Source organism: Spongiactinospora rosea (assembly GCF_003315795.1).
GTDB classification, from domain to species: Bacteria; Actinomycetota; Actinomycetes; order Streptosporangiales; family Streptosporangiaceae; genus Spongiactinospora; species Spongiactinospora rosea.
The window spans coordinates 142320-167508 of the sequence record NZ_QMEY01000002.1 but is presented as its reverse complement, the minus strand read 5'-3'; the positions used below and the strand labels follow the sequence as shown (position 1 = coordinate 167508).

The 25189-nt window shown below is 69.0% G+C and carries 30 protein-coding genes and 1 pseudogene; 25 read left to right on the top strand and 6 right to left on the bottom strand.

Translation table 11 applies throughout. From position 1 onward, the window contains the following. Window positions 1-57 precede the first annotated feature (57 nt). Both DP939_RS06210 and DP939_RS06205 read left to right on the top strand, forming a co-directional pair. The gene (locus DP939_RS06210) at window positions 58-645 is read left to right on the top strand and encodes a lipid II flippase MurJ (RefSeq protein ID WP_113979633.1); all 588 of its coding nucleotides are present in this window, start codon (window positions 58-60) and stop codon (window positions 643-645) included. A gap of 72 nt (window positions 646-717) precedes the next feature. Continuing rightward, a complete protein-coding gene (locus DP939_RS06205; RefSeq protein WP_113979632.1) occupies window positions 718-1257 on the top strand; it encodes an MBL fold metallo-hydrolase in 540 nt (179 codons plus the stop codon). Between the two features lie 14 nt (window positions 1258-1271). Here the strand turns inward: DP939_RS06205 and DP939_RS06200 are convergent, their stop codons facing one another. Genes DP939_RS06200 through DP939_RS06190 form a run of 3 tightly spaced genes read right to left on the bottom strand, consistent with a single transcriptional unit; the run spans window position 1272 to window position 2599 of the window. Next, on the bottom strand, window positions 1272-1610 hold the full coding sequence (locus DP939_RS06200; RefSeq protein WP_147267893.1) for a hypothetical protein: 339 nt from the start codon (window positions 1608-1610) through the stop codon (window positions 1272-1274). Beyond that, entirely contained in the window at window positions 1607-2386 is a 780-nt protein-coding gene (locus tag DP939_RS06195; RefSeq protein ID WP_113979630.1) for a hypothetical protein, read from the bottom strand. The genes DP939_RS06200 and DP939_RS06195 overlap by 4 nt, the downstream gene beginning before the upstream one ends. A 27-nt stretch (window positions 2387-2413) precedes the next feature. Further along, window positions 2414-2599 (bottom strand): hypothetical protein, encoded by a 186-nt coding sequence (locus DP939_RS06190; RefSeq protein ID WP_113979629.1) that lies wholly within the window; start codon window positions 2597-2599, stop codon window positions 2414-2416. Between the two features lie 33 nt (window positions 2600-2632). On the opposite strand from DP939_RS06190, the gene DP939_RS06185 reads away from it, so the two are divergent. After that, window positions 2633-2866 carry a hypothetical protein gene (locus tag DP939_RS06185; RefSeq protein WP_113979628.1) on the top strand — a complete coding sequence of 78 codons (234 nt, stop codon included), beginning with the start codon at window positions 2633-2635 and terminating at the stop codon, window positions 2864-2866. 74 nt (window positions 2867-2940) lie between these two features. Here the strand turns inward: DP939_RS06185 and DP939_RS06180 are convergent, their stop codons facing one another. Together DP939_RS06180 and DP939_RS06175 are read right to left on the bottom strand one after the other, a co-directional pair. Beyond that, a complete protein-coding gene (locus DP939_RS06180; RefSeq protein WP_113979627.1) occupies window positions 2941-3795 on the bottom strand; it encodes an enoyl-CoA hydratase/isomerase family protein in 855 nt (284 codons plus the stop codon). Window positions 3796-3871: 76 nt separating this feature from the next. Next, on the bottom strand, window positions 3872-4882 hold the full coding sequence (locus tag DP939_RS06175; protein WP_113979626.1) for an Lrp/AsnC family transcriptional regulator: 1011 nt from the start codon (window positions 4880-4882) through the stop codon (window positions 3872-3874). 112 nt (window positions 4883-4994) lie between these two features. On the opposite strand from DP939_RS06175, the gene DP939_RS06170 reads away from it, so the two are divergent. The 16 genes from DP939_RS06170 to DP939_RS46740 all read left to right on the top strand — a co-directional run bounded on the left by DP939_RS06170 (window position 4995) and on the right by DP939_RS46740 (window position 20314). After that, window positions 4995-6278: a metal-dependent hydrolase family protein gene (locus DP939_RS06170; protein ID WP_225878079.1), complete on the top strand. Its 1284-nt coding sequence runs from the start codon at window positions 4995-4997 to the stop codon at window positions 6276-6278. Then, a complete protein-coding gene (locus DP939_RS06165) occupies window positions 6275-7756 on the top strand; it encodes an MFS transporter (RefSeq protein WP_199564985.1) in 1482 nt (493 codons plus the stop codon). Before DP939_RS06170 ends, DP939_RS06165 begins: the two co-directional genes overlap by 4 nt. 13 nt (window positions 7757-7769) lie before the next feature. Continuing rightward, window positions 7770-8156: a RidA family protein gene (locus DP939_RS06160; protein ID WP_113979625.1), complete on the top strand. Its 387-nt coding sequence runs from the start codon at window positions 7770-7772 to the stop codon at window positions 8154-8156. Further along, the gene (locus DP939_RS06155) at window positions 8153-9118 is read left to right on the top strand and encodes a threonine ammonia-lyase (protein WP_113979624.1); all 966 of its coding nucleotides are present in this window, start codon (window positions 8153-8155) and stop codon (window positions 9116-9118) included. The genes DP939_RS06160 and DP939_RS06155 overlap by 4 nt, the downstream gene beginning before the upstream one ends. Beyond that, window positions 9115-9648 carry a hypothetical protein gene (locus DP939_RS06150; RefSeq protein ID WP_199564984.1) on the top strand — a complete coding sequence of 178 codons (534 nt, stop codon included), beginning with the start codon at window positions 9115-9117 and terminating at the stop codon, window positions 9646-9648. The genes DP939_RS06155 and DP939_RS06150 overlap by 4 nt, the downstream gene beginning before the upstream one ends. Then, on the top strand, window positions 9648-10226 hold the full coding sequence (locus tag DP939_RS06145; RefSeq protein ID WP_113979622.1) for a thiamine pyrophosphate-dependent enzyme: 579 nt from the start codon (window positions 9648-9650) through the stop codon (window positions 10224-10226). Before DP939_RS06150 ends, DP939_RS06145 begins: the two co-directional genes overlap by 1 nt. Further along, on the top strand, window positions 10223-11602 hold the full coding sequence (locus DP939_RS06140; protein WP_113979621.1) for an aldehyde dehydrogenase family protein: 1380 nt from the start codon (window positions 10223-10225) through the stop codon (window positions 11600-11602). Before DP939_RS06145 ends, DP939_RS06140 begins: the two co-directional genes overlap by 4 nt. Before the next feature lie 470 nt (window positions 11603-12072). After that, window positions 12073-12966, top strand: a complete 894-nt coding sequence (locus DP939_RS06135; RefSeq protein ID WP_113979620.1) for a TauD/TfdA family dioxygenase — start codon at window positions 12073-12075, stop codon at window positions 12964-12966. Continuing rightward, window positions 12967-13497 (top strand): ribonuclease E activity regulator RraA, encoded by a 531-nt coding sequence (rraA, locus tag DP939_RS06130; RefSeq protein WP_113979619.1) that lies wholly within the window; start codon window positions 12967-12969, stop codon window positions 13495-13497. Next, the gene (locus tag DP939_RS06125) at window positions 13488-14399 is read left to right on the top strand and encodes a MurR/RpiR family transcriptional regulator (RefSeq protein ID WP_113979618.1); all 912 of its coding nucleotides are present in this window, start codon (window positions 13488-13490) and stop codon (window positions 14397-14399) included. Before rraA ends, DP939_RS06125 begins: the two co-directional genes overlap by 10 nt. Before the next feature lie 2 nt (window positions 14400-14401). Further along, window positions 14402-15076, top strand: a complete 675-nt coding sequence (locus tag DP939_RS06120; RefSeq protein WP_199564983.1) for an HAD family hydrolase — start codon at window positions 14402-14404, stop codon at window positions 15074-15076. Between the two features lie 186 nt (window positions 15077-15262). Beyond that, window positions 15263-16219: a carbohydrate ABC transporter permease gene (locus DP939_RS06115; RefSeq protein ID WP_113979617.1), complete on the top strand. Its 957-nt coding sequence runs from the start codon at window positions 15263-15265 to the stop codon at window positions 16217-16219. After that, window positions 16216-17034 carry a carbohydrate ABC transporter permease gene (locus DP939_RS06110; protein WP_113979616.1) on the top strand — a complete coding sequence of 273 codons (819 nt, stop codon included), beginning with the start codon at window positions 16216-16218 and terminating at the stop codon, window positions 17032-17034. Before DP939_RS06115 ends, DP939_RS06110 begins: the two co-directional genes overlap by 4 nt. 31 nt (window positions 17035-17065) lie before the next feature. After that, a complete protein-coding gene (locus DP939_RS06105; RefSeq protein ID WP_113979615.1) occupies window positions 17066-18355 on the top strand; it encodes an ABC transporter substrate-binding protein in 1290 nt (429 codons plus the stop codon). Beyond that, window positions 18352-19443: an ABC transporter ATP-binding protein gene (locus DP939_RS06100; RefSeq protein ID WP_113979614.1), complete on the top strand. Its 1092-nt coding sequence runs from the start codon at window positions 18352-18354 to the stop codon at window positions 19441-19443. The genes DP939_RS06105 and DP939_RS06100 overlap by 4 nt, the downstream gene beginning before the upstream one ends. Window positions 19444-20017: 574 nt before the next feature. Continuing rightward, complete coding sequence (locus tag DP939_RS46740) at window positions 20018-20314, top strand: hypothetical protein (RefSeq protein WP_199565048.1); 297 nt, start codon at window positions 20018-20020, stop codon at window positions 20312-20314. Window positions 20315-20714: 400 nt separating this feature from the next. On the opposite strand, the pseudogene DP939_RS47610 reads toward DP939_RS46740, so the two are convergent. Further along, a pseudogene (locus tag DP939_RS47610) lies at window positions 20715-21132 on the bottom strand (transposase); the annotation flags it as partial. Between the two features lie 631 nt (window positions 21133-21763). On the opposite strand from DP939_RS47610, the gene DP939_RS06080 reads away from it, so the two are divergent. The 6 genes from DP939_RS06080 to DP939_RS06055 all read left to right on the top strand — a co-directional run bounded on the left by DP939_RS06080 (window position 21764) and on the right by DP939_RS06055 (window position 25185). Next, entirely contained in the window at window positions 21764-22543 is a 780-nt protein-coding gene (locus DP939_RS06080; protein WP_113979613.1) for an SDR family NAD(P)-dependent oxidoreductase, read from the top strand. Between the two features lie 409 nt (window positions 22544-22952). Next, window positions 22953-23369, top strand: coding sequence for a cupin domain-containing protein (locus DP939_RS06075; RefSeq protein ID WP_113979612.1), 417 nt, complete (start codon window positions 22953-22955; stop codon window positions 23367-23369). Continuing rightward, entirely contained in the window at window positions 23366-23692 is a 327-nt protein-coding gene (locus tag DP939_RS06070) for a hypothetical protein (protein ID WP_113979611.1), read from the top strand. The genes DP939_RS06075 and DP939_RS06070 overlap by 4 nt, the downstream gene beginning before the upstream one ends. Beyond that, window positions 23689-24090 carry a cupin domain-containing protein gene (locus DP939_RS06065; RefSeq protein WP_113979610.1) on the top strand — a complete coding sequence of 134 codons (402 nt, stop codon included), beginning with the start codon at window positions 23689-23691 and terminating at the stop codon, window positions 24088-24090. Before DP939_RS06070 ends, DP939_RS06065 begins: the two co-directional genes overlap by 4 nt. Continuing rightward, window positions 24083-24802 (top strand): cupin domain-containing protein, encoded by a 720-nt coding sequence (locus tag DP939_RS06060; RefSeq protein WP_113979609.1) that lies wholly within the window; start codon window positions 24083-24085, stop codon window positions 24800-24802. The genes DP939_RS06065 and DP939_RS06060 overlap by 8 nt, the downstream gene beginning before the upstream one ends. Beyond that, a complete protein-coding gene (locus DP939_RS06055; protein WP_113979608.1) occupies window positions 24799-25185 on the top strand; it encodes a cupin domain-containing protein in 387 nt (128 codons plus the stop codon). Before DP939_RS06060 ends, DP939_RS06055 begins: the two co-directional genes overlap by 4 nt. The last annotated feature ends 4 nt before the right edge of the window (window positions 25186-25189 follow it).

Below are 25189 nucleotides of genomic sequence, written 5' to 3'. Positions count from 1 at the left end.
GGGTACCGGCATGCGGGAGCGGTCTGGGAGCGCCGCCCCGCGGCCGTCTCAGCGGGCGTGGGCGTCGGCCCTCATCTGACCGTTTTGCTGTTCGCGCACGGAAACGCCGCACCCGGCGCGGCCCACCTCACCGGCCTCGTGCTGGCCGCCTACGGGCTCGCACTGGTTCCGTTCGCCGGCTACCAGATCATGCTGCGCGTCTACTACGCCCTTGGCGACACGCGCACCCCGGCCCTGATCAGCGTGACGGTCTCCGCCGCTCTCCTCGTCACCAGCCTGGTCGCCGCGCGACTTCATCCGGGCACGGACATGGTCATCGCCCTCGCCGGATGCACCGCCATCGCCTACGCCTTGGGATTCGCGATCGTCGCGCAGTCGCTGCGGCGCCGCATCGGCCGCATCGATGGCCATCGCCTGCTCAGCTCTCACTCGCGCATGCTGGTGGCCGCGGTGGTCGCCGGGCTCACCGCCGCGGCGGTCGCTTCGGGCCTCAGCCCGGCTGCCGGTACGGGACCGGCCGGTTCGCTCGCCGTCGTTTGCGCCGCGACAGCCGTCGGCGCCTGTCTTTACACGGTGCTCGCCCGCCTCCTTCGGATCAGCGAGTTCACCGCCCTGACAGCCGGCTTGCGCACCACCCGTACCTGATCAAGGTCGAGGTCTCTTGGCGGGCAGGGAAGAGGCCGGCCCGAGGGGGCGGCGGCCGAGTTCGCCGCGCGGATGCTGGACCCGTACGCGGCCGACATCGCGCTGCGCATGGAGCACGTCCAGGAGGCACCGCCCGAGCTGCGGACGCACGCGTTCGCCTGCGCCTCCGAGCCCCGGGAGCTCTGGTCGCGGGACGGGGTCACGGTGGAGGCGGTCGCCGTTCACCACGAACCGGTCCGCGACGCGGTCGCCTACCGGGTCCGCACCCCCGACGGCACGGTCGTGATCTCGGGCGACACCCGCGTGTGCGACGAGGTGGAGGCGCTCAGCCGGGACGCGGACGTACTGGTCCACGAAGCGTGCCGGACCACGGCGCTGCGCGCCGCCGTCGCCGGGACCCCGTTCGAGAAGATCTTCGCCTACCACGCCGACACGGTCGCGCTCGGCGGCCTGGCGATGCGCGCCGGGGTCGGGCACCTGATGCTGACCCACCTGATCCCGGCTCCGGACGACGAGGCGGGGGAGGGCGCGTTCGAGCAGGACGTACGCCTGGGCGGCTACGCGGGCACCCTTTCCGTGGGGCGCGACCTGATGACGGCGACCATCGGCTGATCACCCGGAAAAGATCAGCCGGTCAGGTAGAGCCACTCGAAGTGGGCGCTGCCGAAGGACCGGCCGGAGGCGTCCTGCTGGGGCCGGCCGGCCACCGGTAGGCGCGGCCGATCGAGCGTCGCCGCGATGAGATCCCTGGTGAACTGATCGCCAGGACGGTGGTCCGCAGCCGTGCGGACGAGTCCGAGGTTGTGCGTCACGAACAGCAGAGCGAGCCCTTCCTCGTCCTGCAGCCGGCCGATCGGCGCCCTGGTGGACGCAGGACACGGTTCGCCTTGCTGTTGCACCTGCCGCGAATGCCGCCTGCAGGCACCACCCATCCCGGAGACGCGGTGCCGCACCGTCGCGGTCACGGTTCGGATGGGGCGCCGATCGCGTCGGCCCATGCGCGGATCTTTTCGTCGAAACCGGTGAAGTGCCTGCGCTGGAGCACGCCGCTGGGGTCGATGTGGCGTGAGCCGGAGAGGCCGAACCGGTGGAGGAGGCCGAGGACGAGTGGTCGTGCCGTCATCGTGAGGTGTGGCGACAGGCACCTGGCCAGGTCGATCGTGCGGCGCGTGGAGACGGCCTCGGAGAGCCGGTGGTCTCCTGCCGGTCCGTACGTCGAGCCGGCGTGGTTCCACACCTCCATCGCCGCGCCGGCGCCAGGGGTGATGGTCGCTTCGGCGGCGGCTTCGCCCAGGACCATGGTGCGATGGGCGAAGGCCGCCGTGAGGCGCAGCAGGGCGATCGTGATCCACGCGATCGCGCCTTCGCCGAGCACCCAGACTTCGCTGTCGTCCGTGGGGCTGTCGCGAAGTGTTCCCAGTTGCAGCGCGCCGAGCGCGGAGCCGTCCGCGTGGAGTTCGCAATAGTAAGTGGTGGCCGGTCGGCCGGGGCTTCGCGAGGGTATGAAGGTCAGCTTGTCCGCGTACGTCTCCGGCTGTTCGGATGCGATGGGGATCGGCGCCGGCCAGTCCGCGACGTGCTGTCGGAGCCATCGCCGCAGCTCATCGCCGCTCGCCGGGACGAGCTCGACCGGCGTCGGCTGGATCGGCACCGCGCCGACCACGAGCCAGGGCGACTTGCCATCGATCTGGGCGGTCGCGTCCGTGACGAGGCGCCCCAGGCGCTCGTAGTGTTCGGTCACTGTTGGTGTTCCGTGTGCATCGGGGCATTACTCCGCATCCGGTGGCAGTGGGGCGTCGTAGGTGTTGAGGACCATGGAGATCGCGGCGTACCGGGCGATCAGGAAGACGAGTTCCGCCGTGCCGCGCTCGCCGAAGCAGGCGACCGCGGAGCGGTGGAGCGCCCCTGGGAGCGTACGGAGGGCGATTGAGGAGGAGCCCGCGGAAGGGCGCAACCGCGCGATGCGCTGACGGCGTTCGCGTCGCGGGTGGCGACCGAGGCGTTCCCGTCGTCGGGCTACGCGACCTTCCGCCGGCGGCCTCCCTGGGACGGCCCGGCGCCCCGGCTGCCTGAGGCCGTGCGCGAGCGTCCGGAGCGCATGCGGGAGGAGCGCTTCGCGAAGCTCGCGGCCAAGGATGACCCGTCGGGCACGGTGAACGAGGCACAGAGCGTCGCGATCATCGCCGACGGAGTGGACGCGTTTCTACGCGCCTGCCGCTGACCGCTGACCGCGAAACTCGCCGGGGCTGACCGGGCTCGACGACACGAATCCGGATGGCCCGCCGAACCCTCAGTTCAGAACAGCTTGCGGGCGTCGGAGTCGGCCAGCAGCTCCGGGTCGGGCACCAGGGACTTACTGGCCACGTTGGCGAGCATCTGGTGCGCCATGTGGAAACCGAAGTCCTCGGCCACCAGCTTCTTCCAATGCCGCGAGAGGATGTTGTGCGTCGCCCACCTGGTGTAACGTGGCCGTTTCATGATGAACCGGGCCAGTTCCCACGCCCGGTCGAGGAGCTGCTCGCGGGGCAGCACGTCACTGACGATGCCCCATTCGAGAGCCTTGTCCGCGGGGATCGGCTTGGCCGCGTAGATGTGGTACGCCGCGCGCTTGGGGCCTATCAGCGTCTGAAGCGCCAGGCCCTGGCCGTCTCCCGGCGGCGAGCCGAGCCAGAAGTGCGGGTCCATGAAGTCGGCGTCCGGTGCCGCGAACGTGACATCGCTCATCATCGCGAACTCGGTGTGCACCCCAGGGCCGTTGACGGCGGCGATCGTCGGGATGTCGATGTTGTTGACGAAGCTCTCGATGAGCTTCCAGCCGTCGGCCATGCGCTGGTAGATGTGGTCCGGGTCCAGGTCGGAGGCGGGCTTGGGGTTGAGTCCCTTCGGGTTGCCCGTCATCCACCTGTCACCGGTGCCCGTGATGATCAGCACGTGGTTCTCGGGGTCGTTGCCGATCTCCTGCCACACGCGCGTCCACGCGTTGTGCGCGGCCGCCGTGTGGGCGTACGGGCCGTCGTTCGTGTGCAGGCGAACCTCGATGATGCCGTCCTCGCGCCTCATCCGGAAGAAGTCCGCATACCTGGCCGAGTACTCCTCGAACGCGGGCGGGGCGAGGTAGCCCTCCCAATGCTCGGCCGGATCGAATGCCATGTCACTAACCTCCAAGCGGGGCCGTCGTCACTCGACGGACTCCGCAAAAGTACACCAGTGAGTGTGGATTTCGACCCTACCCGTTCTCCTCGGAGATGAGCGGCACGGCGCGGACGGATCGCCCCTCGGCGTCCAGGATGCGTCCCAGCAGCTTGGTCATGCTCAGCACGACCGAGCGGTCCTGCATGCGCAGCGCCGGCAGTTCCTGGCCCATGTGCCATTCGAGGTCGTGCACCTCGGCCGTCGTTCGCAGCGACGCGTCGACGATCATGTTGAAGGGCCCGGCGACGAACGTGGCGGACCGAACCCCTGGAAGCGAGCGAATGCGTTCCTCCGCGGCGCCCAAGTCCTGGATGTCCAGCGAGCCGAAGTACACCGCGGAAACCGACCGGCCGGAAAGATGCCGGGAGGCGTCGCAGCGGAAGGTGATGAGCCCGGCCCCCTGCAGGCGCGACAGCCGGCGGCGCACGGACACCGGGCTGAGGCCCACCTGCTCGGCGAGCCGTTCGAACGACATCCGCCCGTCGGCGTGCAGCGCGCGGACGATGCGTAGGTCGGTCTGCTCGATGCCGTCGGCCTCGCCGGGCTGCAGCCGCGGATGGGAACCGAGGCGACGCCGCTGCTCGGGATCGAGCGCGCCCTCCCGCCAGCGGCTGGCTTCGAGGGCCGATCGGGTGATCACATGGCTGCGGACCTTCGCGATTCCCGGCACCTGGCCCACCAGGCCGAGGAGGTAGCCCGAGAGCGAGGCGAGGTGGGGCGCCTGCGCCAGCACGAGCACGTCCCTGCCGCCGCTGGTCACCTTGACGGTGGCCGCCTGCGGGTGTTCGGCGAGGGTGCGCGCCACCTCGGTGATCCGCCCCGGCGCGCAGTCGATCTCCACCAGCGCGCATGCCGGGGTCGCGCTTCCCGAGAAATGGGCGGCGACCCAGGCGACGCCCTCGGACTCCATGCGCGCCCAGCGGCGGCTCACGGTCACCGGGTCGACCCCGAGCACCTCCCCGAGCCTGCGCCAGCTCTCGCGCGGGGCCGAGCGCATGGCGTCGACGATGGCGACATCCAGCTCGTCAAAAGATGTGGTTGACATTTCCTGCAGAAACCTGGGCTCTGATGAAGATTTCCTGCGATTCGCGGCCGAATTGCAGAATCACTCTACCGTGTCGCTCGTCATGGTAGAGCGAGCGAGAACAGGTCGGCGAGTGGGACTCAACAACGGGGCCGCGCTGCGGGTCCACAACGTGCGGCTCATCGACGGCGTCAGCCCTGAAGTGGTGGACGATGCCGTGCTGGAGTGCGACGCCGACGGCCGGATCGCCTACGCGGGACCGGCGGCGCGGGCGCCCGCGGGGCACGCGGACGTCAGGACGATCGACGGCCGAGGCGGAACGTTGCTTCCTGGGCTGTTCGACTGCCACACCCACCTCGGGGTCCCCTCCGACCGGTCGCTCGTGGAAGCAGCCCTCCTGACGGACCCCGTCATGGGCCTCCTCCAGACCGCCGAACGCATGAGCCGGACACTCGCGTCCGGAATCACGTCCGTCCGGGACCTGGGCGGCCTGCCCGCCGGGTTCCGCGACGCCGTCGCCGCCGGACTGGTCACGGGGCCTCGCGTACAAACGTCGGTCGGCGTGATCAGCCACACCGGCGGGCACGCCGACGGCACCCTGCCCAGCGGAAAGAGTCTCGGCCTGGACTACTGCGAACTCGCCGATGACGTACCGGGCGTCCGCAAGGCCGCGCGGCGGATGCTGCGCGCCGGCGCCGACGTGATCAAGATCTGCACGAGCGGCGGGATCAGCAGCGCCCATGACGATCCCGATGACCAGGACCTGCTGGACGAGGAGATCGCGGCGGTCGTGGACGAGGCGCAGCGGCATGGCGGACGCCCGGTCGCCGCACACGCGCAGGGACGAGCCGGCATCCTCGCCGCGATCCGTGGCGGCGTCCGCTCGGTCGAGCACGGCTTCGGCATCGACGACGAAGGCTGCGACCTCCTCGGGGAGCGGGACGCGTTCCTCGTACCGACCCTGTCGGCGGTCTTCCAGCGGATGGACCCGAAGAAGACGGCGCCGTGGCGCTACCAGAAGAAGCTGCGCTGGAATGAGCGCGCCAAGGAGAACCTCGCCGGCGCCATCGCGCGGAAGGTGAACATCGCGGTCGGGACGGACGCCGGCATCACGCCGCACGGGCAGAACCTCTACGAGCTGTCGTACCTGGTCGAGCTGGGCATGTCGCCGATGGACGCCATCCGCGCGGCGACCTCCAACAGCGCCCGCCTGCTCGGCGTCGACGACCGGCTGGGCGTCCTGCGGCCGGGTCACCTCGCCGATATCGTGCTGTGCGCCGCGGACCCGCTCGCCGACATCCGCTCGCTCGGCGATCCCACTCGCATCACCCTCGTCGCCCAGCAGGGCGTCGTGCGCACCACCCGTCTCGACCGTTCCACCGGCGACGCGCCCAGCACAGAGAGACAGCACTCATGACCGATCTCAGCCCCCCCACCACGACCAGCAGGCCGGCGGTCGTGCTCCACGACGGATGGACACCCCGGGTCATCGGCTATGTCGCGATCCTCGTCCTCGTCAACGTCATGCTCGACAGCGCGATCGGGGCGCCGACGTACGTGCTCCCCGAGCTGGCGCGGGCCTTCGGCACCGATCAGTTCGCCTGGATCGGCTCGAGCGCGATGTTCGCCGGCGCCCTTTGGTCGCCGCTGCTGGGCAAGAGCGCGGACATCTACGGTAAGCGCAAGGTGCTCGTGATCGCACTGCTCGTCGCGGCGCTCGGCGGGCTCGTGTGCCTGACCGCGCCGAACCTCGGCGTGTTCGTGCTGGGACGCCTCCTGCAGGGCGCCGTCGTGGCGGCGCTGTTCCTCTCGGTCGCCATCGTCCGCGACATCTGCGCGCCGAAATTCTCCATGGTGGTCACGGGAATCGTGACGGCCGGGTCGGCCGCGTTCGGCATCGTGACGCCGTTCGTCGTGGCGCCGGCGATCGAGGCCTTCGGCTGGCAGTCCGTCTTCGTGATCTCCACCTCGTTCGCGGTCGTCGCCGCGCTGCTGGTCCGCCTGCTCGTACCCGACGGGGGGAGCCGGACGCCCGGCAAGGTCGATGTCACGGGCGCGCTCGTCCTCGCCCTCGGTGTCGCGGGCGTGCTCGGCTACATCAGCCTCGGCCAGGTCTTCGGCTGGCTGGGCGGGGTGTCGCTGCTGGTGCTCGCGGCGGGTGTCGCCGCCCTGCTGTTCTGGTCCCTGGTGCTCAGCCGCAGGCCGGAGCCCATCATCAACGTTCGTGGCATCTCCCTCGTGTTCGGGGTCATGCTGCTCGTGGTCGTCATGGGCACGGGCGCCTATCAGAGCAAGCTTCAGCTGATCAGCATGCTCCTGGAGGTCTCGCCCGAGCAGGGGCTGGGGTACGGTCTCGCCAGCCCTCTCGCGCTCGGGCTGATGTTCGGCATCCCGTCCATCGGCATCGTGCTCGGCGGTATCGGCGCCGGGGTCCTCGCCACCCGCATCGGCCCCGCGCGGTGCCTGGCGGTGGGCGTCCTGACCGGTACGGCCGGCACCGCGCTGATGCTCTTCGGCGGCGGCCCGAGCAACCTCGCCGTCGCCGTACCGGCCTCGTTCCTGCTGAGCATGACGGCCGGCAACCTCATGACCTCCGCGTTCAACCTGGCCTCGATCCTCGCCCCGAAGGCGCGGCAGGCCACGGTCTCCAGCATGGTCATGTTCATGGTCGCCATCGGCGCGGTGACGATGAACTTCGTCGGATCCGCGATCCTCGGCCAGACGGCCATCGTCGTCGACGGCGAGACGGTGAACTCGGTGACCGGCATCTACGCCTACATCGTCACCGTCGGCGCCGTGTTCGTGCTGGCCGCGATCCCGGCGGCGTTCCTGGTCCGCAAGGTGCGCGGCCAAGCCGTCGCCGCCACGGAGACCACCTCTCTCGGCCACCTCTGACGCTGTAAGGAAAATGATGATCGACTCGGCCCCCTCCAGCCCCGCACAGGCGCAGCACCCGTACAGCCCGGTTCGCGAAGCCTCCGGAGAGCTCGTTTTCATCTCCGGGCAACTGGGCCTGGCCAACGGGGCGCTCGTCGGCGGCGGCGTCGCCAAGGAGACCCGGCAGGCCGTCGCGAACCTGCGAGCCCGGCTCGCCTCGGCGGGCCTCGGCCTCAACGACGTCGCGAAGATCACGGTCTACCTGGCATCCATGTCCGACCGGAACGCCATGGACCAGGCGTACCAGCAGTTGCTGCCGGAACCGCTGCCCGCACGCACGTGCATCGCCGTCGCGGAACTGCCCTACGGGGCCCGCGTCGAGCTCGACGCGATCGCCGTACGGGGCCCGAAGCCATGACGGTCACGACTCATGACATCGTCGACGCGCAGGCCCGGATCGCCGGCGATGTCGTCCGGACACCGCTGCTCGCAGCGCCCTGGGCTCGAGGCGAGCTCTATCTGAAGGCCGAGAGCCTCCAGCCGATCGGCGCGTTCAAGATCCGCGGCGCGCTCAACGCGGTACGGCGGCTCCGCCCGGAGGCGCGGGCGCGCGGGGTGGTCACGCATTCGAGCGGGAACCACGGCCAGGCCGTCGCCTGGGCCGCGCGAGCGGCCGGGGTTCCCGCGGTCATCGTCATGCCGGAGGGCGCGGCGGAGGTCAAGGTGAACGCGACCAGGGAGCTCGGCGCCGACGTGATCTTCGCCCCCGGCGCCCGCCGCGAGCTGGTCGCCGAGGAGGTGCGGGCCGACCGCGGGATGGCGATGATCCCGCCGTTCGACCATGCCGACGTGATCGCCGGGCAGGGGACGCTCGCCCTGGAGTTCCTCGAAGAGCTCGACGAAATCGACACGGTACTGGTGCCGATCGGCGGGGGCGGGCTGATCTCCGGGGTCGGCGTGGCGGTCAAGCAGGTGTCACCAGGTACGCGGGTCATCGGCGTGGAATCGGAACTGGCCGCCGACGCGCGTGACTCCCTCGCGGCCGGCCGCCGGATCGCGTGGAACGCGGAGGACACCTCGCGCACGATCGCCGACGGGACGCGGACACCAGTGGTCGGTGAGCTGACGTTCCCGCTCATCCAGGCGACCGTCGATGAGATCGTCACGGTGAGCGAGCGCGAGATCCTGACCGCGGTCGGGGTGCTCGCCCGTCGTTCCCGTCTCGTCGTCGAGCCGAGCGGTGCCCTCGGTGTCGGCGCCTACCTCTCGGAGCCCGGCGGGTTCGGGCGAGCCGTCGCGGTCGTGTCCGGCGGCAACATCGATCCCGCCCTTCTCGCCGAAGCCCTCGCCCTTCCCGACTTGGAGGAATCACACCCATGACATACGCGAAAGCCGTCGCCGACGGCATCTGGGCGGCCGGCACGGCACGTGTCGGGTACATCCCGTCCGTGACAGTGGCGCCGATCATCAATTCCCTGGTCGCGTCGGATGACGGGGCGAACGGCGTCTCGCCGCGCGTCACGCCGCTCTCGCGGGAGGAAGAGGCGATCGGCGTGATGGGAGCGGTGGCGTTCACCGGCGAGCTCGGCGCCGTGGTCATGCAGGACAACGGCTTCGGCAACGCGCTCACGGCGCTCACGACGTTCACGCTCGCCTACCACCTGCCGCTGCTCGTCTTCGCCAACACCCGCGGCGGCCTCGGCGAGTACAACTCGATGATCCACTCCATCAGCCAGCCCGTGCCGGCCATCCTGCGCGCCGCCGGACTCCCCGTCATCGAGCTGGATCGCAGGAGCGGCCCCGAGGACTGGCGGGACGCCGTGCAGGAGGCCGGGGTGCACTCGGTCATGACGTATCGGCCCGTGATGGTCCTCGGGTCGTTCTGGAACACCGACGGGAAGGTCGCCTGATGAAGCGCATCGAAGCACTCGAAGTACTGGCGAGCCTGACGAGCCGGCATCCCGTCGTCGTGACCTGCGCGGCGACGAGCCGGGAGCTGGCGTCGGTGAAGGACAGCGACAACCACCTCTACCTCCTCGACGCGATGGGCCTGGCGGGATCGGTGGCGACCGGGCTGGCGCTCAGCGTGGGCCCGTCCGTGCCGAAGGTCGTCTGCGTCGAAGGGGACGGTTCGCTGCTCATGAACCCGAACGTCCTGCCGACCGGCGGCTACCTCGCGCCCGGCAACCTGCTCCTCGTCCTCCTCGACAACGGGGTGTACGCGTCGACCGGGGCCCTGCCGACCTACTCATCGAGAGTCGACCTGGAGAAACTGGCGGCGGCCGCGGGCTGGGTCACGCGCTCGGCCGACACCACCAGCGGGCTGAGCGCCGCCTTCAACGAACTGCTCGCCGTGCGGGAACCGGCGTTCCTGCACGCCCGTATCGAGCCGGGGAACGCCGAGGGTATCGAGAAGCTGCTGATCGACCCGGTCGCGATCACGGGCCGGTTCGCTCTCTGGCTGCGTGAGGCGGGGAACGCGGTATGACACGCGCGGACGCCGGTATCGTCACCGTCGACCCGGCATCGGGCGACGAGCTGGACTTCTACCCGTACACGACTCCCCAGGGCATCGACCGGGTGCTCGACGTCGCCGCGGCCTCGCCCTGGGAACGGTCCGGCCTGGAGGAACGCGTCACCTCGATCGAACGGCTCGGCGACCTCCTCACGGAGCGGCGGGAGCCGCTCGCGACGCTCATCACCCTTGAGATGGGCAAGCCGATCACGCAGGCGCGAGCCGAGATCGACAAGTGCGTCGCCGCCTGCCGCTACTATTCCGAGCGGCTTCCCGAGATTCTGCGGCCGGAGACCTTCGACCTAGACGGCGACACCGCGATCGTCCGGGTCATGCCGCTCGGAGTGGTGTTCGCGCTCCTCCCATGGAACTACCCGTGGTGGCAGGTGATCCGCGCGATGCTGCCTGCGATCGCGGCCGGTAACACCGTCGTGCTCAAGCACGCGGAGTCCGTCACGGGAAACGCGATGGCGATCGAGAAGGCGTTCCTGGACGCGTTCGGCCCCGGCGTCCTGCAGACCGTCGTCGTCGACCCGGCCACGGCGTCGGACATCATCGGTGACGGCCGCGTCGCCGCCGTCACCTTCACCGGCAGCGATCGTGTGGGCGCCCTTGTTGCCGCGCGCGCCGGCGCCGCGCTCAAGAAGTGCGTGCTGGAGCTCGGTGGATCTGACCCGTTCATCGTCCTGGCCGACGCGGACGTCCCCGCCGCGGCCGCCGCCGCGGTGCGATCCCGGTTCCTCAACAACGGGCAGAGCTGCATCGCGGCAAAGCGGATCCTCGTCCACCGTGACGTGCGTGACGCGTTCGTGGCGGCATTGGTCCCGTACGTTCGCGAGCTGAGCGTCGGCAACCCGGCGGACGAGACCGTTGACGTCGGGCCGCTCGCGCGCCATGACCTGCGCGACGTGCTACGTGAGCAACGCGCCCAGGCCCTGGCGGCCGGAGCCCGGGTGATCGCCCAGGCCGAAGCGCCCGAAAGTTCCCGCGGCGCGTGGTTCTCGCCGACGGTCGTCGAGGTGGACGGGCGCGACTCCGTTCTCCTCTCCGAGGAGACGTTCGGGCCGCTCGGCGTGCTCACGACGGGCGCGCACGACGACGAGCTGATCGCCATCGCCAACTCTTCACGCTACGGGCTGAGCAGCAGCCTGTGGAGCGCCGACGACGATCACGCCGCCTCCGTGAGCACGCGAATCCATACCGGGGCCGTCTTCATCAACACGATCTCCGCGACCGATCCGCGCCTTCCCACCGGCGGTGTCAAGGCCAGCGGCCATGGGCGCGAGCTGGGCAAGTGGGGGGTGTACGAGCTGGCCAACCTTCAGGCGGTGCGCATTCACACGACGTGAGAGCCTCCCCTCGCCCTGGCGCCCTCCAAAACGAGCCGGGTGGCCACGACATCACCTCGCCCCCCCACCCCGGAACCGGTCCACCTCTCCCGATCCGGCTGTACGCCGATCTGCTACGAGCCCGGCTGCCCCCGCACATCCCGCCGCCGGCCGGGCCCGACGCCCCAGCGCCCCCGACTCCGCCCCCCGGCAGCGGCACCAACGCGGCGGCGCGACTCCCGTCTTGGGGGTCGGCTTCTTCTGGTCCTGGCGGGGCTCGGATGAATGATCCGAAGATCAGGAGAATGAAGGATCGCCGATGCGGGTGCAGGTGTGGTCGCATCGCCGCCGCGTCACCGGGATTGCCCGGAAGTGTCCAGGTAATGGATGACAAGAGAAGAATGGTATACCCCGCTTGACCCGCCTCTGCGCCGGATCTAACGTCTCGAACGATAGGAAGTTTCGGGATTTCTCGTCCGAAGGGGACGGTGATGAGCGCAGATGGGTTGACGGTGGTGCGTGCGCCCGAAGGGCTTCGAGCCGCTGCGCAGGCGGTCGAGAACGGCCACTCCGTCGCCGGTGTGGCCGCGATGAGCCGCGACGACACCGGGGACGTCCTGCGCGAGGTGTGCCCGGATGCCGTCGGGGCGCTCGCTTCGGTGTCCAAGGCGTTGTCCGATGACGGGCTGGCGCTGCTCCAGGGGGTGCCGACGGACTCGGACGTCCTGCTGGCGCTGATGTGCCAATTCGTCGGCGGGCTGGTCGCGGCGACGGAGCGGCCGGTTCGCTACATCGATCATGTGACGCCGTCCGACGCGACTGATCCGCGACAGCGTCCGCACAGTCAGCGGCGCACCGCGTTGATGCCGCACACTGACCAGTCCGCGCGCGGGGAGCCTCCTCACTATCTGGTACTGGCCTGCGTCGCCAACGACGCGGAGACCGGAGGCGAATCCGTGCTGGTGCGGATCGAGCCGATCGCCCAGTGGCTCGCGGCCTCGGATCCGCGAAGCTACGACCTGCTCCAAGAGCCGGAGTTCCCGATCTTCAACGTGCCGAAGCGGGACTTCGCGATCACCGCGCCCCTGCTCACGGTGGAGGAGCGCGACGGCACCCGCCGGCACGCACTGAGGTTCCGCGACGAGGCCGTCCGCGCCGGGATGCGGGAGATGAACCGGCCCAGCGACGCGCATGTGGCGGCTTTCGAGCGGCTCTCCTCGGAGATCCACGACGAACGCTGGTGGTCGGTCCATCGCCTGGTACCCGGCGAGGTCCTCTTCCTCGACAACCGGAGGGTGCTGCACGGGCGGAAGGCGATCCTCGGCGAGCGGCATCGTGATCTCAAGCGGTTGAACGGGCGGTACTGGCCGGGAGTCGGATTCTGAATGAGCGCGAGCGACTGGACGGGCACGCAGGACGGCCGTGGCGGGACAGGGTCTCCGGGGCCGTCCAAGACGGGCGATCTCGCCGACGCACGGATACGTGATGTCCAGGTATTGAGTGTTCAGATGACCCATTTCGGGGCGGTCCGCGAGTTCGGCGGGACGGTTGAGACGGTCGAGGTCGATGACGACAACGCCCTCGTCCGGCGGGTACTGGAAGGCGCGGGAGAGGGCCGGGTGCTGGTGATCGACGCCCACGCCACCACGCGGTGCGCGATCAGCGGGCCCACCCACGTCGAGCTCGCGCTCGAACACGGCTGGTCGGGGATCATCGTCAACGGCCCCGTCCGCTATGTGCGCTGGCTCGCCGGTATGCCTTTCGGGATCATGGCCCTGGGATCACACCCCCGTCAGCCGGCCAAGACCGGTGCGGGCGTCGCCGGCCGGCCCGTACGGTTCGGTGGCGTGACGTTCATTCCCGGCTCGCACCTGTGGGCCGACGACGACGGGGTGGTGGTCGTGCCATGGCGATAGACCAGAAGCCGGCGGACGGCACCGGCCCGAGGGCCCTCGGGTCCGGTCAGGTCTACTCCCGGGTCAAGTCCTGCGGCAATACGCTGAACAGCTCAGAGGCGCGGGTCCTCGGGTACGTTCTGGCACGACCTGACCAGGTCGTCGACTCCTCGCTCGCCGAGATCGCGACCGAGATCGGGACGGCGACGTCAACGGTGGTGCGAGCGTGTCAGAGCGCCGGCTTCACCGGCTTCCAGGACCTCAAGCTGGCTCTCGCCAAGGACATCGCCCTGCGCGACGAGCAGGTGGTGCACTCGGCGGGCATCGGCGTAGAGACGAGCGCGGCCCAACTGGTCCGCCGCATCCTCTTCGCCACTGCCCAGACGCTGCGCGACGCCGTGGAGACGGTCGATGCCCTGGCCCTTGAGGGCGCGATCGAGAAGACGGTGTTCGCCTCGCGGATCCTCGTCGTCGGCAACGGCGCGTCGGCCAGTCCCGCGCAGGACGCCGCCTACCGCCTGTCCGCCCTCGGGTACTGGGCGATCGCACCGCAGGGCGCGATCGAGCAGCACCTCGCCGCGACCCGGCTGTCCAGCGGCGACGTGGCATTGCTGATCAGCCACACGGGGCGGACCATGGAGACGATCACGACGGCGCGGGAGGCGGCCAGGGCCGGCGCGGCGCTCATCTCGATCACCAGTTTCGCGGCGTCTCCCCTGGTGGAGGTCTCCGACTTCGCACTGGTGGCGGGCGGCCCGGACCAGGGCCTGCAACTGGAGGCGCTGACCAGCCGGTCGACCCATCTGGCCGTGTTCGACGCCCTGCTCGTCGGCGTCGCGGTACGGCGCGGCAGGTACTCGAAATCCGCGCTCGACCTGATGTCCCGCATCAGTGACGAGCACTCCGCCCAGACATGGAGGTAGGCGTGCGCGTTCACCTGGAGGATGAGGGAGCCAAGGTCGCCGTACTCGACATGGCCGGCACCACCGTCGAGGAGAACGGCAGCGTACCCGCGGCCGTCGAGCGGGCGCTTCGGTCGGTCGGCGTCCCGCCCGCCCCCGCGCGGCTGCGCGAGCTGCGGGGTATGCCGAAGCAGCGGATGTTCGAGCTGCTCGTCCCCGACGCGATCCGGGCTCGTGCCGCCTACGAGGAGTTCGTCCGCGCCGTCGTGGAGGCCGTCCGTTCCGGCACCGTCACGGCCAAACCCGGCGCCCTGTCGGTGTTCGGCAGGCTGCGCGCCCATGGCATCAAGATCGCGCTCATCACCGGTTTCCCTCGCGAGATACGCGACCTGGTGCTGGAGGAGCTGGGCTGGTCCGGGTTCGCCGACCTCGTGCTGTCCCCTGAGGACGTGGGCAGGGGCCGCCCCTACCCCGACCTCGTCTGGGCCGCCGCCGCGCGGCTGGAGGCCACCGGCGTGCGGTCCATCCTGGTGGCCGGCGACACGCGCAACGACCTGCTCGCCGCCTACCGTGCCGGAGTCCCGGCCGCCATCGGCGTCCTCGGCGGCGCCCACGACGAAGATGAACTCCGCCGGGTGCCGCACGCCGCCATCATCAGCGGAATCACCGACCTACCGAACGCGATCGCACTGGACTGACCGGCCGCGGAGCCGCCATGAGCGCGTATCCGCCGCCGTCCTCTTCCCCACCGTCGCCGATCCGTCCGCCCGCCGCGCCGTTCACGCGTACCGGCGTCCACTCCGCGTGCCCACGGGCCCACCACCAGGTGGGAGCCCCGGCCCGCCATCTCTGGCGTCCCGCACCTCACACCTAGGAACTCGGTCATGCACCTACTCGCCCGCACGTCACCGGAACCAGCGGGCCGGGCCGGCGCGCAGCGTCCGGAGCGAGGGCCGGTGCTCCGGTCCGCGCCCTACGGCCGCATTGAACGGCTGCTCGTCGCGCCTGCCGTGATCGGGCTGGTCGTCGCCGTCGTGATACCGGTCATGCTGGTCGTCGCGCTCGGCTTCTTCTCCTACGATCCGCTGACCGGGGCGCTCGAACCGGTCGGGACGGACAATTTCCTGCGCCTGCTGAACGGCTCCGAACTGCTGCCCGCGGCGCTGCACACGCTCGCGTACGCGGCGATGACCGTCCTTCCCATCATGCTGGCCGGACTGCTGCTGGCGCTCGGCATCAACACCGTCGCCAGGGGCCGCGGGCTCCTGCGCACGGCGTACTTCCTGCCCGTGGCGGCGACGCTCGCCGGGATGTCGGTCGTGTGGCGATGGATGTTCTACCCGGACACCGGGATCATCGACTCCTCCATCGGACGTGTCCTCGGCGTGCACGACTGGCTCAACTCGACGTCGCTCGCGCTGCCCGCCGTCGCGGTCGTCGGCTGCTGGCAGGGGGTGGGATCAACGATGATCATGTTCTTGGCCGCCCTGAGCGGTGTGCCCCGCGCTCTGCTGGAGGCGGCGACCCTCGACGGCGCCGGGCCGTGGCACCGGTTCTGGGCGGTGACCTGGCCCGCGATCGGCCCGGCCACCGTCTTCGCGCTGATCACGACGACCCGTGACTCGCTCCGGGTGTTCGACCAGGTCGCCGTGATGACGCAGGGGGACCCGCACGGCGCCAGCACCACTCTGGCGTATCTGATGTGGCAGCGCGGCATCGGCTTCTCGGACCTTGGCGGCGCGTCCGTCGTCAACGTGGTGCTGCTCGCCCTGGTGCTGCTGACCATCGTCGCGCAGGTGCGGGTCGTCGGCAGGCGCTGGGAACTGGCGGGTGCCCGGTGAGCGGCCTCGCGCCCGGCCGCTGGGCCGCGCACGCGACGCTGCTCGCCGGGGCGGTCATCGTGCTGGTGCCGTTCTACGTGATGCTGCGGGCCGCGTTCGCACCGCCGCACGAGGTGCAGGGGCTCGGGCTCGGCTTCACCCCGACCTTGGAGAACTTCCGCGTCGCGTGGAGCGGCGCGGACTGGCCCCGCTATTACCTCAACAGCGTGCTCGTCACCGGCCTGATCCTGCTCCTGCAGGTGGCGACCGCGCTCCCGGCCGGTTACGCGCTGGCGCGGCTGCGGCTGCGCGGCGGCGGCGCCGTACGCGCCCTCGTGCTCTGCTGCCTCGTCGTACCCGGCCAGATCACCGCGATCCCGGTGTACGTGGGACTGTCGCGGGCCGGTCTCGGCGACACCCTCGTAGGGCTCGTCATCCCCTTCGGCGCGTCGGCGTTCGGTGTCTACCTGTTCCGTCAGTTCATCCTGTCGATCCCGCAGAACGTCTTCGACGCGGCCCGCATGGACGGGGTCGGCCCCGTCGGCATGGTCTGGCGCGTCGTCCTGCCCAACGTCCGGCCCGCGATCCTCGCGTTCGGCGTGTTCAGCGTCACCCACCACTGGAACGACCTGTTCTGGCCGTCGGTCATCCTGCGCACGGACGTCTACGCGACCGTGCCGTTCGGGGTCGCCCGGTTCGCCGCCAACGAGAGCGGGGCCGAGTACGGGCCGCAGATGGCCGCGGCGGCGATGGCCGTCACCCCTCTCATGATCGTTTTCCTCTGCTGCCAGCGCCAGTTCCTCAGAGGGCTGGCGTTGACCACCTCGCTCGACTGATCCCGCACTTCGCCCTTCAGGGAGTCGTCCCATGCTCATCACCCGTCCGGGCCGCCGTGTCTTCGCGACCCTCCTCCTCACCGCGGCGCTCACCGCCTGCACGCCCGGCACCGAGCGCGTCGCCTCCAGCGCACGCGAGGTCGAGATCATCCTCCCGAACTTCCCGCAACTGATCACAAGTGTGGAGCGGACCCTGGACCGGGGCTTCACCGACCGCACCGGAATCAAGGTCCGGTTGATCAAGGTGGGTGATACCTCGTACACGGGAGTCGACCAGCGCGTGCAGAACGACCTGATCGCCGGGCGCGTGCCCGACCTGGTCATCACCGGGCTGAACTCGCTGCGCACCTACGCGGACGCCAAGCGGGCCACCCCGCTGGACCCGCTGATCTCCGGCGACCGGTCCTTCGACCTGGCGGACTTCTACCCCCGGCTGCTCGACCTCGGCCGCTTCGACGGAACCGTGTACGGGATCCCCTACGGCGTTTCGACCTACACCCTCTACTACAACGCCGACGTGTTCCGGAAGGCGGGACTCGACCCCGGCGAACCGCCTCGGACGTTCTCGGAGCTGCGCGAGGCGGCCGCGGCCATCAAGTCATCGCGGTCCGCGCCCAACGGCGTCGTCATCCGCTCCGACCACATCGGCTCCTACGGCTTCCAGAACTTCCTCGGGTCCGGCGGCGGCGGCTTCATGAACCCCGAAGAGACCCAGGTCGCGTTCAACTCCTCGGCGGGTGCCTCGATCGTGACGTTCTGGGCTGATCTGCGGCGCCGCGGCCACGGGCGTACGTTGCCCAACCAGCAGGCCGGCGACGCGTTCACCCGGGGCGACGCCGGCATGGTGCTGCAGTCGTCCTCCTACAGCGCCACTCTGCGCGCACAGGTCACGTTCGACGTCCGCAGCGCGCCGTTCCCGATCCCCGACGGCGGCACGCGCAGGGCGGTCGCCGGGGGCGCCGCCATCGCGAGCTTCACCGCCGACCGGGCCCGGCTCCAGGACCAGTGGACCGTCATCAAGGAGCTGGTCGGCCCCCGCGGCGTCACGAACCTCGTGAACGCCAGCGGATTCGCCCCGATCAACAAGAAGGCCGCGACCGACCCCCGATATCTGGGCGGGTACCTCGAACGAAACCCGCTGGCCAAGCCGGCATGGGACCAGATGGCCCATCTGGTCCCCTGGTACCAGTTCCCCGGCACGCACAACGTCGAGATCGCCAAGAGCATGACCGACCAGATCAACGGTGCCATAGCCGGTGACCGGACGCCGCGGGCCGCGCTCGACGAGGCGGCCGCGACGGTCAGCGAGCTGATCAAATGACATCTCGCACGGCCGGCGCCGAGCCGGTCACGAACCCGCCGGCGATGTCCGGGAACTCGGTCGAATGCCGGGCGATCCGCAAGGTCTACCCCGACGGCACGGAGGCGCTGCGCGACGTCAGCCTCTTCTTCCCCGCCGGAAAGATCAGCGTGCTGCTGGGGGCCTCCGGGTGCGGCAAGACGACGCTGCTGCGCTCGATCGCCGGGCTGAGCGACGTCACCGATGGCACGATCCACATCGGGGACGCCGACGTGACCCGCGGATCCCCGCTGTCACGAGGGGTCGCCATGGTCTTCCAGGGCTCGGCGCTCTATCCGGACAAGACCGCGTACAAGAACATCGAGTTCCCCCTGCGGATGGCCCGGGTGCCGAGGGCGGAACGGCGGCGCCGGGTACACGAGGTCGCCGAGCTGCTCGATGTCACCCATCTCCTCGAACGCAGGCCGGGCGAACTTTCCGGCGGTCAGCGGCAGCGCGTCGGCATCGGGCGGGCGCTCGTCCGCCGCCCCGGTGTGGTCCTCATGGACGAGCCGTTCTCCGCGCTCGACGCCGAGCTGCGCACACGTATGCGGACCGAGTTGCTCGCGCTCCAGCGAGAGATCAACATGACCATCGTGTACGTCACGCACGACCAGGCCGAGGCGCTCAGCCTCGCCGACCGCCTGGTCGTGCTGTGCGACGGCGCGGTCGAGCAGGCCGGAGAGCCGGAGGCGGTGTTCAGGAAGCCGCGGACCGGCTACGTGGCACGGTTTCTCGGAGCGATGAACATGCTCCCGTCCGGGCTCGTATCCGAAGCCGTGCTCCGCGAGCGCGGGCTCACGGGACGGGACCTGACCATCGGATTCCGGGCCGAGGACATCCGGCCGGGCCCCCCGGGCGGGCCCGGCGACATCGACCTCGCCGGGACGCCGACGGTGACCGAGCTCCTCGGCAGGGAGCGGCTGGTCCACTTCGCCCACAAAGGCCAGACGCTCCGCGCCCGGGTACACGCCGACGACCCGGTCACCGATCCGATGCCCCTGCACATCCGTCGCGACCACCTGCACTTCTTCGACACGGCCGACCAGCGGGTCGAGCCCCGCTCATGAGCGACGACGTCACCGAACTCGCCCACAAGCTGCTCGCTGCCGGTATCCAGACCCGCGAGGGCGGACGGGACCACGAGCGCATCGCCAACAGCATCTGAATGCCCAAGCTCTCGCCATCCGTGCGCAGAGGCTCCACAGGAAGAGTTCCTCAGCCATTGCCGGCACGCGCGTTGTCGAGCGGTCAGGTCGGCGACCCTCATTCGCCGAGCCTGTCGGGAACACGACCGGCTGAAGCGCCGGAAACAGCGACCAAGGGAGAATAGGTGCGGTTGGGAAGGCAGGTAGCCGAGCGGGCACAGGCCCCGTTGATCACGTAGATGCTGACGCCCTGTGATCACCGAGGAGACCTGTGCCCACGCTTCCATCATGGCTGACCGAGCCGATCTGGGACCGATTCGCGATCCTGCTGCCCGAGCGGCCGGAATACCACCCGGCCCGGCTTCAAGGCCATGGCCGACCAGACCGCGAAGCAGATGGCCAACCGGGCGCGGATCGACCGCGCCACCCAGGCCATCGAGCAGCATCTGGAGCCGGCCGCGCCGGCGCTGCGGCAGTTGTGACCACCAGAAAGCTGATGATCGCCACCGGGCTGAGCGCCAATTACGTCCGCAAGGGCCTGCAATGGGTCAAGGACAAGGCGGCCTTGGAGTACCTGACCCCGCTCACCTGGACCCCGAAGGAGGGCCATCGGTTTTCCGCCGACCCCGCCGCGCGTGGACGTATTCGCGCAGTCATGCGGCTTGGTCGAAGAGGCTGGAGTACTGGGCAGCAGGGCCGCGGCCAGTGCGATTCCCAAGGCTTTTGTGATCACGCCTTAAGCTTCGCTTCGCACGCTTCGGGTTTCTTCGGCCTCGTGAAGGATCCTCCATAGGAGCCTGCTCCCAGAGCCGCCTACGACCGTGAGACGATCTCGGCGCTACACCCCTCATGGCAAAGGCCGGCGCCTCGCGACGATCGGGCGCATGTTCGGTATCGGCCTGAAAATGCCGCTCGCGCCCTCCGGCCCCATTCCCGGCATTCAGGAGTCGCGTGCAAGCCCTACCACGCCCGGGGTGGGTAGTACGCCTGGACCCGCATGCAGAATTGCCAGCTACTGACCCAAACCGCATGATCACGGGCGTCCCATCAGGTTATGACACAGGCACTCAGCTTGTCTTTTAACCTCTGATCTTCGCATTTGCCCTGGTAGGCGAAACGGGGGTCTGTCCAGTAATCGGTGGTAGCGCTGAGTGCTCGCCTGCCAGGCTGGGTCGTGCCGAAGATCGACAGACCCTTGCCGCATCATAGCCCTGGCTGTGGGCTGGGACGTTGGCGGAGGTCTTGACGCTTTGGGCGTCGATCACGCACGCGGTGGGCTCGGGTTCGCGGCCCGCGGTGGTACGCAGGGAGCGGCGGAGCAGGCTGGACAGCCGGTCGAAGACGCCGTCGGTCTGCCCAGTGGGCGAAGTAGGCGTAGACGGTGCGCTAGGGCGGGTAGTCGTACGGAAGGTGGCGCCAGGGGATGCCGGTGCGGTCGACGTAGAGGATGGCATTGAGGATGGTGCGCAGGTCGTGCTCAGGTGGCCGGCCGATGGGCAGGGCACCGGTGCGGTGTTCGGCGCGCCAAGCGGTCAGGACGGGTTCGATGAGGGCCCATCGGGCGTCGGACAGATCGCTGGGGTACGGTCGGTACGGTCGCGGTTTGGTCATGTCTTCGGGATACTGCCGGGCGAGGTGGCCGGCCAGACGGCTGTTCGGCCGTCGATCAAACGTGGGCGAAGCACCGCGCTTCGGGATGAGACAGGGATCTTTCGGCACCAGACGGGCGTATCGCCGGTACGGGAATCGCTGATTCGGTGTCAGTAAAGCCGAAACGCATAGGAAACGGACAGTCGCATCGGCGGGACAAAGCTCGCTATACGGTACCGATACGGCCTAAACGCCCACTCGGTGGGCGTTTAATCCTGTCCGCTTCCGAGTGCAAGTGCCGTTGCCCGGCGTGGTGCTGGTATTTGTACACCCGCACCCAATCGCGCAAGTGATATCGTGGATCCCGAACTCACGGGCCACCTTGACGACGGTGCGGTTACCCTCCGAGGCGGCACGGAAAGCCTGGTCTTTGAGCTCCTGGGGGTGAACCTCTTATGAACACACTTGGCCACTTCCTGCCCTTCCGGATTGTCTATATGCCTATGTGGCTGCTGTCCGGAACCTTCGGGCACCTTACACCTTGCGCTGCAGGTCGATCACATCGCGAAAACGTCACTCATGGCCTTGATTGAGGGCGAGTTTCAGCTATAAAGTGAATCCGATTAAAGGCGAGCCTGAGGAATTGGAGCGCATGGAACTCAAACTGAAGGGCAAGACTGCGCTGGTCACTGGCGCCAGCAGGGGTATTGGCCTCGAGATAGTTCAGGCGCTGGCCGAGGAGGGAGTGCAGGTCGCCGCCTGTGCTCGCACGGCCAGTGAGCCGTTGTCCGAAGCGACATCGTTGACACGGCAGGTGGACCTGACCTCGCCGGCGCAGGCGACGGAACTGGTGAATTGGGCGCTCGGTGAGCTGGGCGGCATCGATATTCTGGTCAACAACGTCGGCGCCTCGCCCGCTCGCACCGACGGATTCCTTGCGATCAGCGACGACGACTGGCAGCACGCGTTCGAACTGAACTTCTTCAGTGCGGTGCGCACCACCCGTGCGGCCCTGCCGAGCCTGCTCGAACGTCGGGGGACCATCATCAACATCGGTACGGTCAACTCCCGGCTGCCGTTGCCCAGGCTGATGGACTACTCGGCCGCCAAAGCCGCACTGGCCAGCTTCGGCAAGTCGCTCGCCGACGAGGTGGGCGAAGCGGGCGTCCGGGTGAACACCATCTCACCGGGGCCGACGCGAACGGCAGTATGGACGGCGTCCGACGGGATGGCGGCCGGACTGGCCAAGAGCGCGGGGATGGACCACGACGAGTTCCTCGCGCAGGTACCCGCGATGACCGGAATGAACACCGGCCGGTTCACGGACCCGGCGGAGATGGCCGTGCTCGTGGTGCTGCTGGCTTCCGGTCGAGTGCCCAACATGAACGGCTCAGATCTGGTACTCGACGGCGGAATGCTCAAACAACTCTGATCTGGCCGCGCTAGACCCGAGTCGCACTCTGGACCCGAGTCGCACTGGGGGCGGGAGCACAATCAGTTGTTTTCCCGCCGCCATGCCATCCACCGGGAGCTGTTCCGCGCCACCGAATGCGTCGCGAATGAGCCGATATTCGACTGATGCCGCTGAAATGCAGCTTGATCACCAGCTTTAGCATCCCCGGGCACTACCTATGAAGTAGGCAATTGAAGCGGCTCCTATTCGGATTTGATAGACACCCGAAGGGTCGTTGTCCAAGCCCTTAACGGCGCTGGCATTCCAGCGCGTCTTATCGGCGAAGGAAACGGGATTTTCATCATCGTTTCGCCGAGCGTCGGTCTCCCGCTTTAATGTTGGATGGCTGGCTCATGCACTTCGATAGCTTGCGAATTGAAGGAGAGGCATGGCCAGGCACGTGTTGATTGCGAATATCGACAAGCCATCGGCCGTCTACGGCGTTCACGGCGCGGATGGCGCGTCCGAGTGGAAGTGCTTCGCCCGGCGCGACAACCTGTTCGGATCGTGGGAGGCCATCGAGTGGGCCGCACTTCCTCCGCGCGGGATCAGTGGCGCACACATCCACACCCGCACCGAGGAGCTGTACTTCATCATCTCCGGCACCGGGGTCATGCTCCTCGATGGCCACGAACACCCGGTCAAGGGTGGTGACCTGATCCTTAACGGCCTCGGTACCCGGCACGGCTTGCGGAACGTGGGCGATGACCGATTGGAGTGGCTGGTCATCGAAGTGTTGGGACCGCCAATGACAACCGTCTATTCCAACCATCAGAAACAGGTCGACAGTAGGGGGCAACGATGAGCAACGCCGTAGTGATCAACCTCCGCGAGGTGCGGGAGGTCGACGCCGGGGACTTTCTCAGCGGCCCGCTCGGGCGCATCCGCCTGCCGCAGCTCCAGCCCGGTCAGCAGGAGACACTGATCGCCGAAGACCACGAACACACCCTGTTCACCGTGCGGGGTGACGGGCACGCGATCTCCGGATCGGCGACCGTCCCGCTGCGCTCCGGCGTGGCGCTCACCTTGCCGCTGGGCAGCAAGGTCACCGTCGAGGCGGGTGGCGAAGGGCTCGAACTGTTCATCGCCAGTCTCGCCACCCCACAGGCCGCAGCGGCGGCCCAGTGATCGTCACCCACACCGAAAGCCTGAGCCAGGCGGCGGACGGCGGCGCTTGGCGCTGTCTGGCTCGGCGCGGCATGCTGCACAGCGAATGCGAGGCCATCGACTACCTCCGGCTGCCGCCGGGCGCCCTGCGGGACGGGCGCGGCCGCGAGGGCGTCGAAGCGATCTGGTTCGTCCTCAATGGACAGGGACGGTTCGTTGACGGTACGGACCGGTCCTTTCCGTTGCGCCCCGGGGATCTGCTGTTCTCAACTGGGGGGAGTCGCGGGTCGGTGCACAACGATTCCACCGGTCAGCTCGAACTGCTCTCGCTCGCGTTGCTGCCCGCCGCGGTGACCGACAGGCTTCCGCTGCGGAGCCCGGTGGCGCCGTGGCCGCTGGTCGGAGACGGGCATGAGTGACCGGCTGGTGGTCACCACATTGGACGAACCGTCCGAGGTCTATGAGATGCACGGCGGCGAAAGGGTCGCCCGGTGGAAGTGCCTCGCCAGGCGGAACAATCTGTTCGGGCCGTGGGAGGCGGTGGAGTGTTCCTCTCTGCCACCGGGCGCGGCCAGCGGTGTACACCTGCACAGCCGGACCGAGCAGTTCGACTACGTCGTGGCCGGCTCCGGTGTTATGACGATCAACGGCACGGACCACCAGGTCGCCGCCGGTGACCTGATCACGACCTGTCTCGGCACCCGGCACGGCATCCGCAACACCGGCACCGAGGACCTGGTCTGGCTGGTCATCGAGGTGTCCGGCCCGGGAATGGCCGACGGCGTACCGGATCGGGGCGCCGACGGTGTCCGCGCCGAGGTGACCGACCTCCGCGGAGTCCGCGACGTCAACGCTCTGGACTATCTCGCCGGACCGTTACGCCGGGCTCGGCTGGTGCGCCTCGATCCGTCCGAGACCGAGTCGCTGGTGGCCGATGAGTGGGAGCACGTGCTCTTCACGCTGACCGGGACCGGGACCGCGAGGACAACGTCCACCACCGTTCCGCTGCGCAAGGGAGTGTCGGTGGGAGTGCCGTTCCTCGGCGCGGTCGCGATCGAGGGCGGCCCGGACGGACTGGAGTTCTTCGTGGTGAGCCTTGTCGTCCCAGCGAGCGCGGGCAGTGCGAAATGATCGTTTCCAGCACACACGACGGCCTCACCCAGACCTTCGATGGCAGCTTCGGCAACGCTTTGTGGCGGTGCCTCGGCCGCCGGGGAATGTTGTTCAGCGAGTGCGAATCCTTCGACTACGTCCAACTCGCACCCGAGTCCGTCCTCGACGAACGCGGCCGAGGCGACATCGAGGAAGCATGGTTCGTCCTGCGCGGCAACGGCGAGTTCATCGAGGACGGGAAAGATCCGCTGCCCGTCGAGGAAGGCCGGCTGGTCCTCCTCTCCCACGGGACCGGTGGCCGGTGGCGCGCTTGCGAGAACTCCCCGTTGGAACTGCTGGTTCTGGCCCTGATGCCCGCTTCCGTGAGCCGGCGGCTCCCGGAGCGCACGCCTGCCGAATGACAAG

Excerpts from the sequence above, each read along its gene's own strand:
- DP939_RS06205 (WP_113979632.1), top strand. The coding sequence starts at position 718 with ATGCTGGACCCGTACGCGGCCGACATCGCGCTGCGCATGGAGCACGTC.
- DP939_RS06180 (WP_113979627.1), bottom strand. The coding sequence starts at position 3,795 with ATGGCATTCGATCCGGCCGAGCATTGGGAGGGCTACCTCGCCCCGCCC.
- DP939_RS06175 (WP_113979626.1), bottom strand. The coding sequence starts at position 4,882 with ATGTCAACCACATCTTTTGACGAGCTGGATGTCGCCATCGTCGACGCC.
- DP939_RS06165 (WP_199564985.1), top strand. The coding sequence starts at position 6,275 with ATGACCGATCTCAGCCCCCCCACCACGACCAGCAGGCCGGCGGTCGTG.
- DP939_RS06160 (WP_113979625.1), top strand. The coding sequence starts at position 7,770 with ATGATGATCGACTCGGCCCCCTCCAGCCCCGCACAGGCGCAGCACCCG.
- DP939_RS06155 (WP_113979624.1), top strand. The coding sequence starts at position 8,153 with ATGACGGTCACGACTCATGACATCGTCGACGCGCAGGCCCGGATCGCC.
- DP939_RS06150 (WP_199564984.1), top strand. The coding sequence starts at position 9,115 with ATGACATACGCGAAAGCCGTCGCCGACGGCATCTGGGCGGCCGGCACG.
- DP939_RS06145 (WP_113979622.1), top strand. The coding sequence starts at position 9,648 with ATGAAGCGCATCGAAGCACTCGAAGTACTGGCGAGCCTGACGAGCCGG.
- DP939_RS06140 (WP_113979621.1), top strand. The coding sequence starts at position 10,223 with ATGACACGCGCGGACGCCGGTATCGTCACCGTCGACCCGGCATCGGGC.
- DP939_RS06135 (WP_113979620.1), top strand. The coding sequence starts at position 12,073 with ATGAGCGCAGATGGGTTGACGGTGGTGCGTGCGCCCGAAGGGCTTCGA.
- rraA (WP_113979619.1), top strand. The coding sequence starts at position 12,967 with ATGAGCGCGAGCGACTGGACGGGCACGCAGGACGGCCGTGGCGGGACA.
- DP939_RS06125 (WP_113979618.1), top strand. The coding sequence starts at position 13,488 with ATGGCGATAGACCAGAAGCCGGCGGACGGCACCGGCCCGAGGGCCCTC.
- DP939_RS06115 (WP_113979617.1), top strand. The coding sequence starts at position 15,263 with ATGCACCTACTCGCCCGCACGTCACCGGAACCAGCGGGCCGGGCCGGC.
- DP939_RS06105 (WP_113979615.1), top strand. The coding sequence starts at position 17,066 with ATGCTCATCACCCGTCCGGGCCGCCGTGTCTTCGCGACCCTCCTCCTC.
- DP939_RS06100 (WP_113979614.1), top strand. The coding sequence starts at position 18,352 with ATGACATCTCGCACGGCCGGCGCCGAGCCGGTCACGAACCCGCCGGCG.
- DP939_RS46740 (WP_199565048.1), top strand. The coding sequence starts at position 20,018 with ATGATCGCCACCGGGCTGAGCGCCAATTACGTCCGCAAGGGCCTGCAA.
- DP939_RS06080 (WP_113979613.1), top strand. The coding sequence starts at position 21,764 with ATGGAACTCAAACTGAAGGGCAAGACTGCGCTGGTCACTGGCGCCAGC.
- DP939_RS06075 (WP_113979612.1), top strand. The coding sequence starts at position 22,953 with ATGGCCAGGCACGTGTTGATTGCGAATATCGACAAGCCATCGGCCGTC.
- DP939_RS06070 (WP_113979611.1), top strand. The coding sequence starts at position 23,366 with ATGAGCAACGCCGTAGTGATCAACCTCCGCGAGGTGCGGGAGGTCGAC.
- DP939_RS06060 (WP_113979609.1), top strand. The coding sequence starts at position 24,083 with ATGAGTGACCGGCTGGTGGTCACCACATTGGACGAACCGTCCGAGGTC.
- DP939_RS06055 (WP_113979608.1), top strand. The coding sequence starts at position 24,799 with ATGATCGTTTCCAGCACACACGACGGCCTCACCCAGACCTTCGATGGC.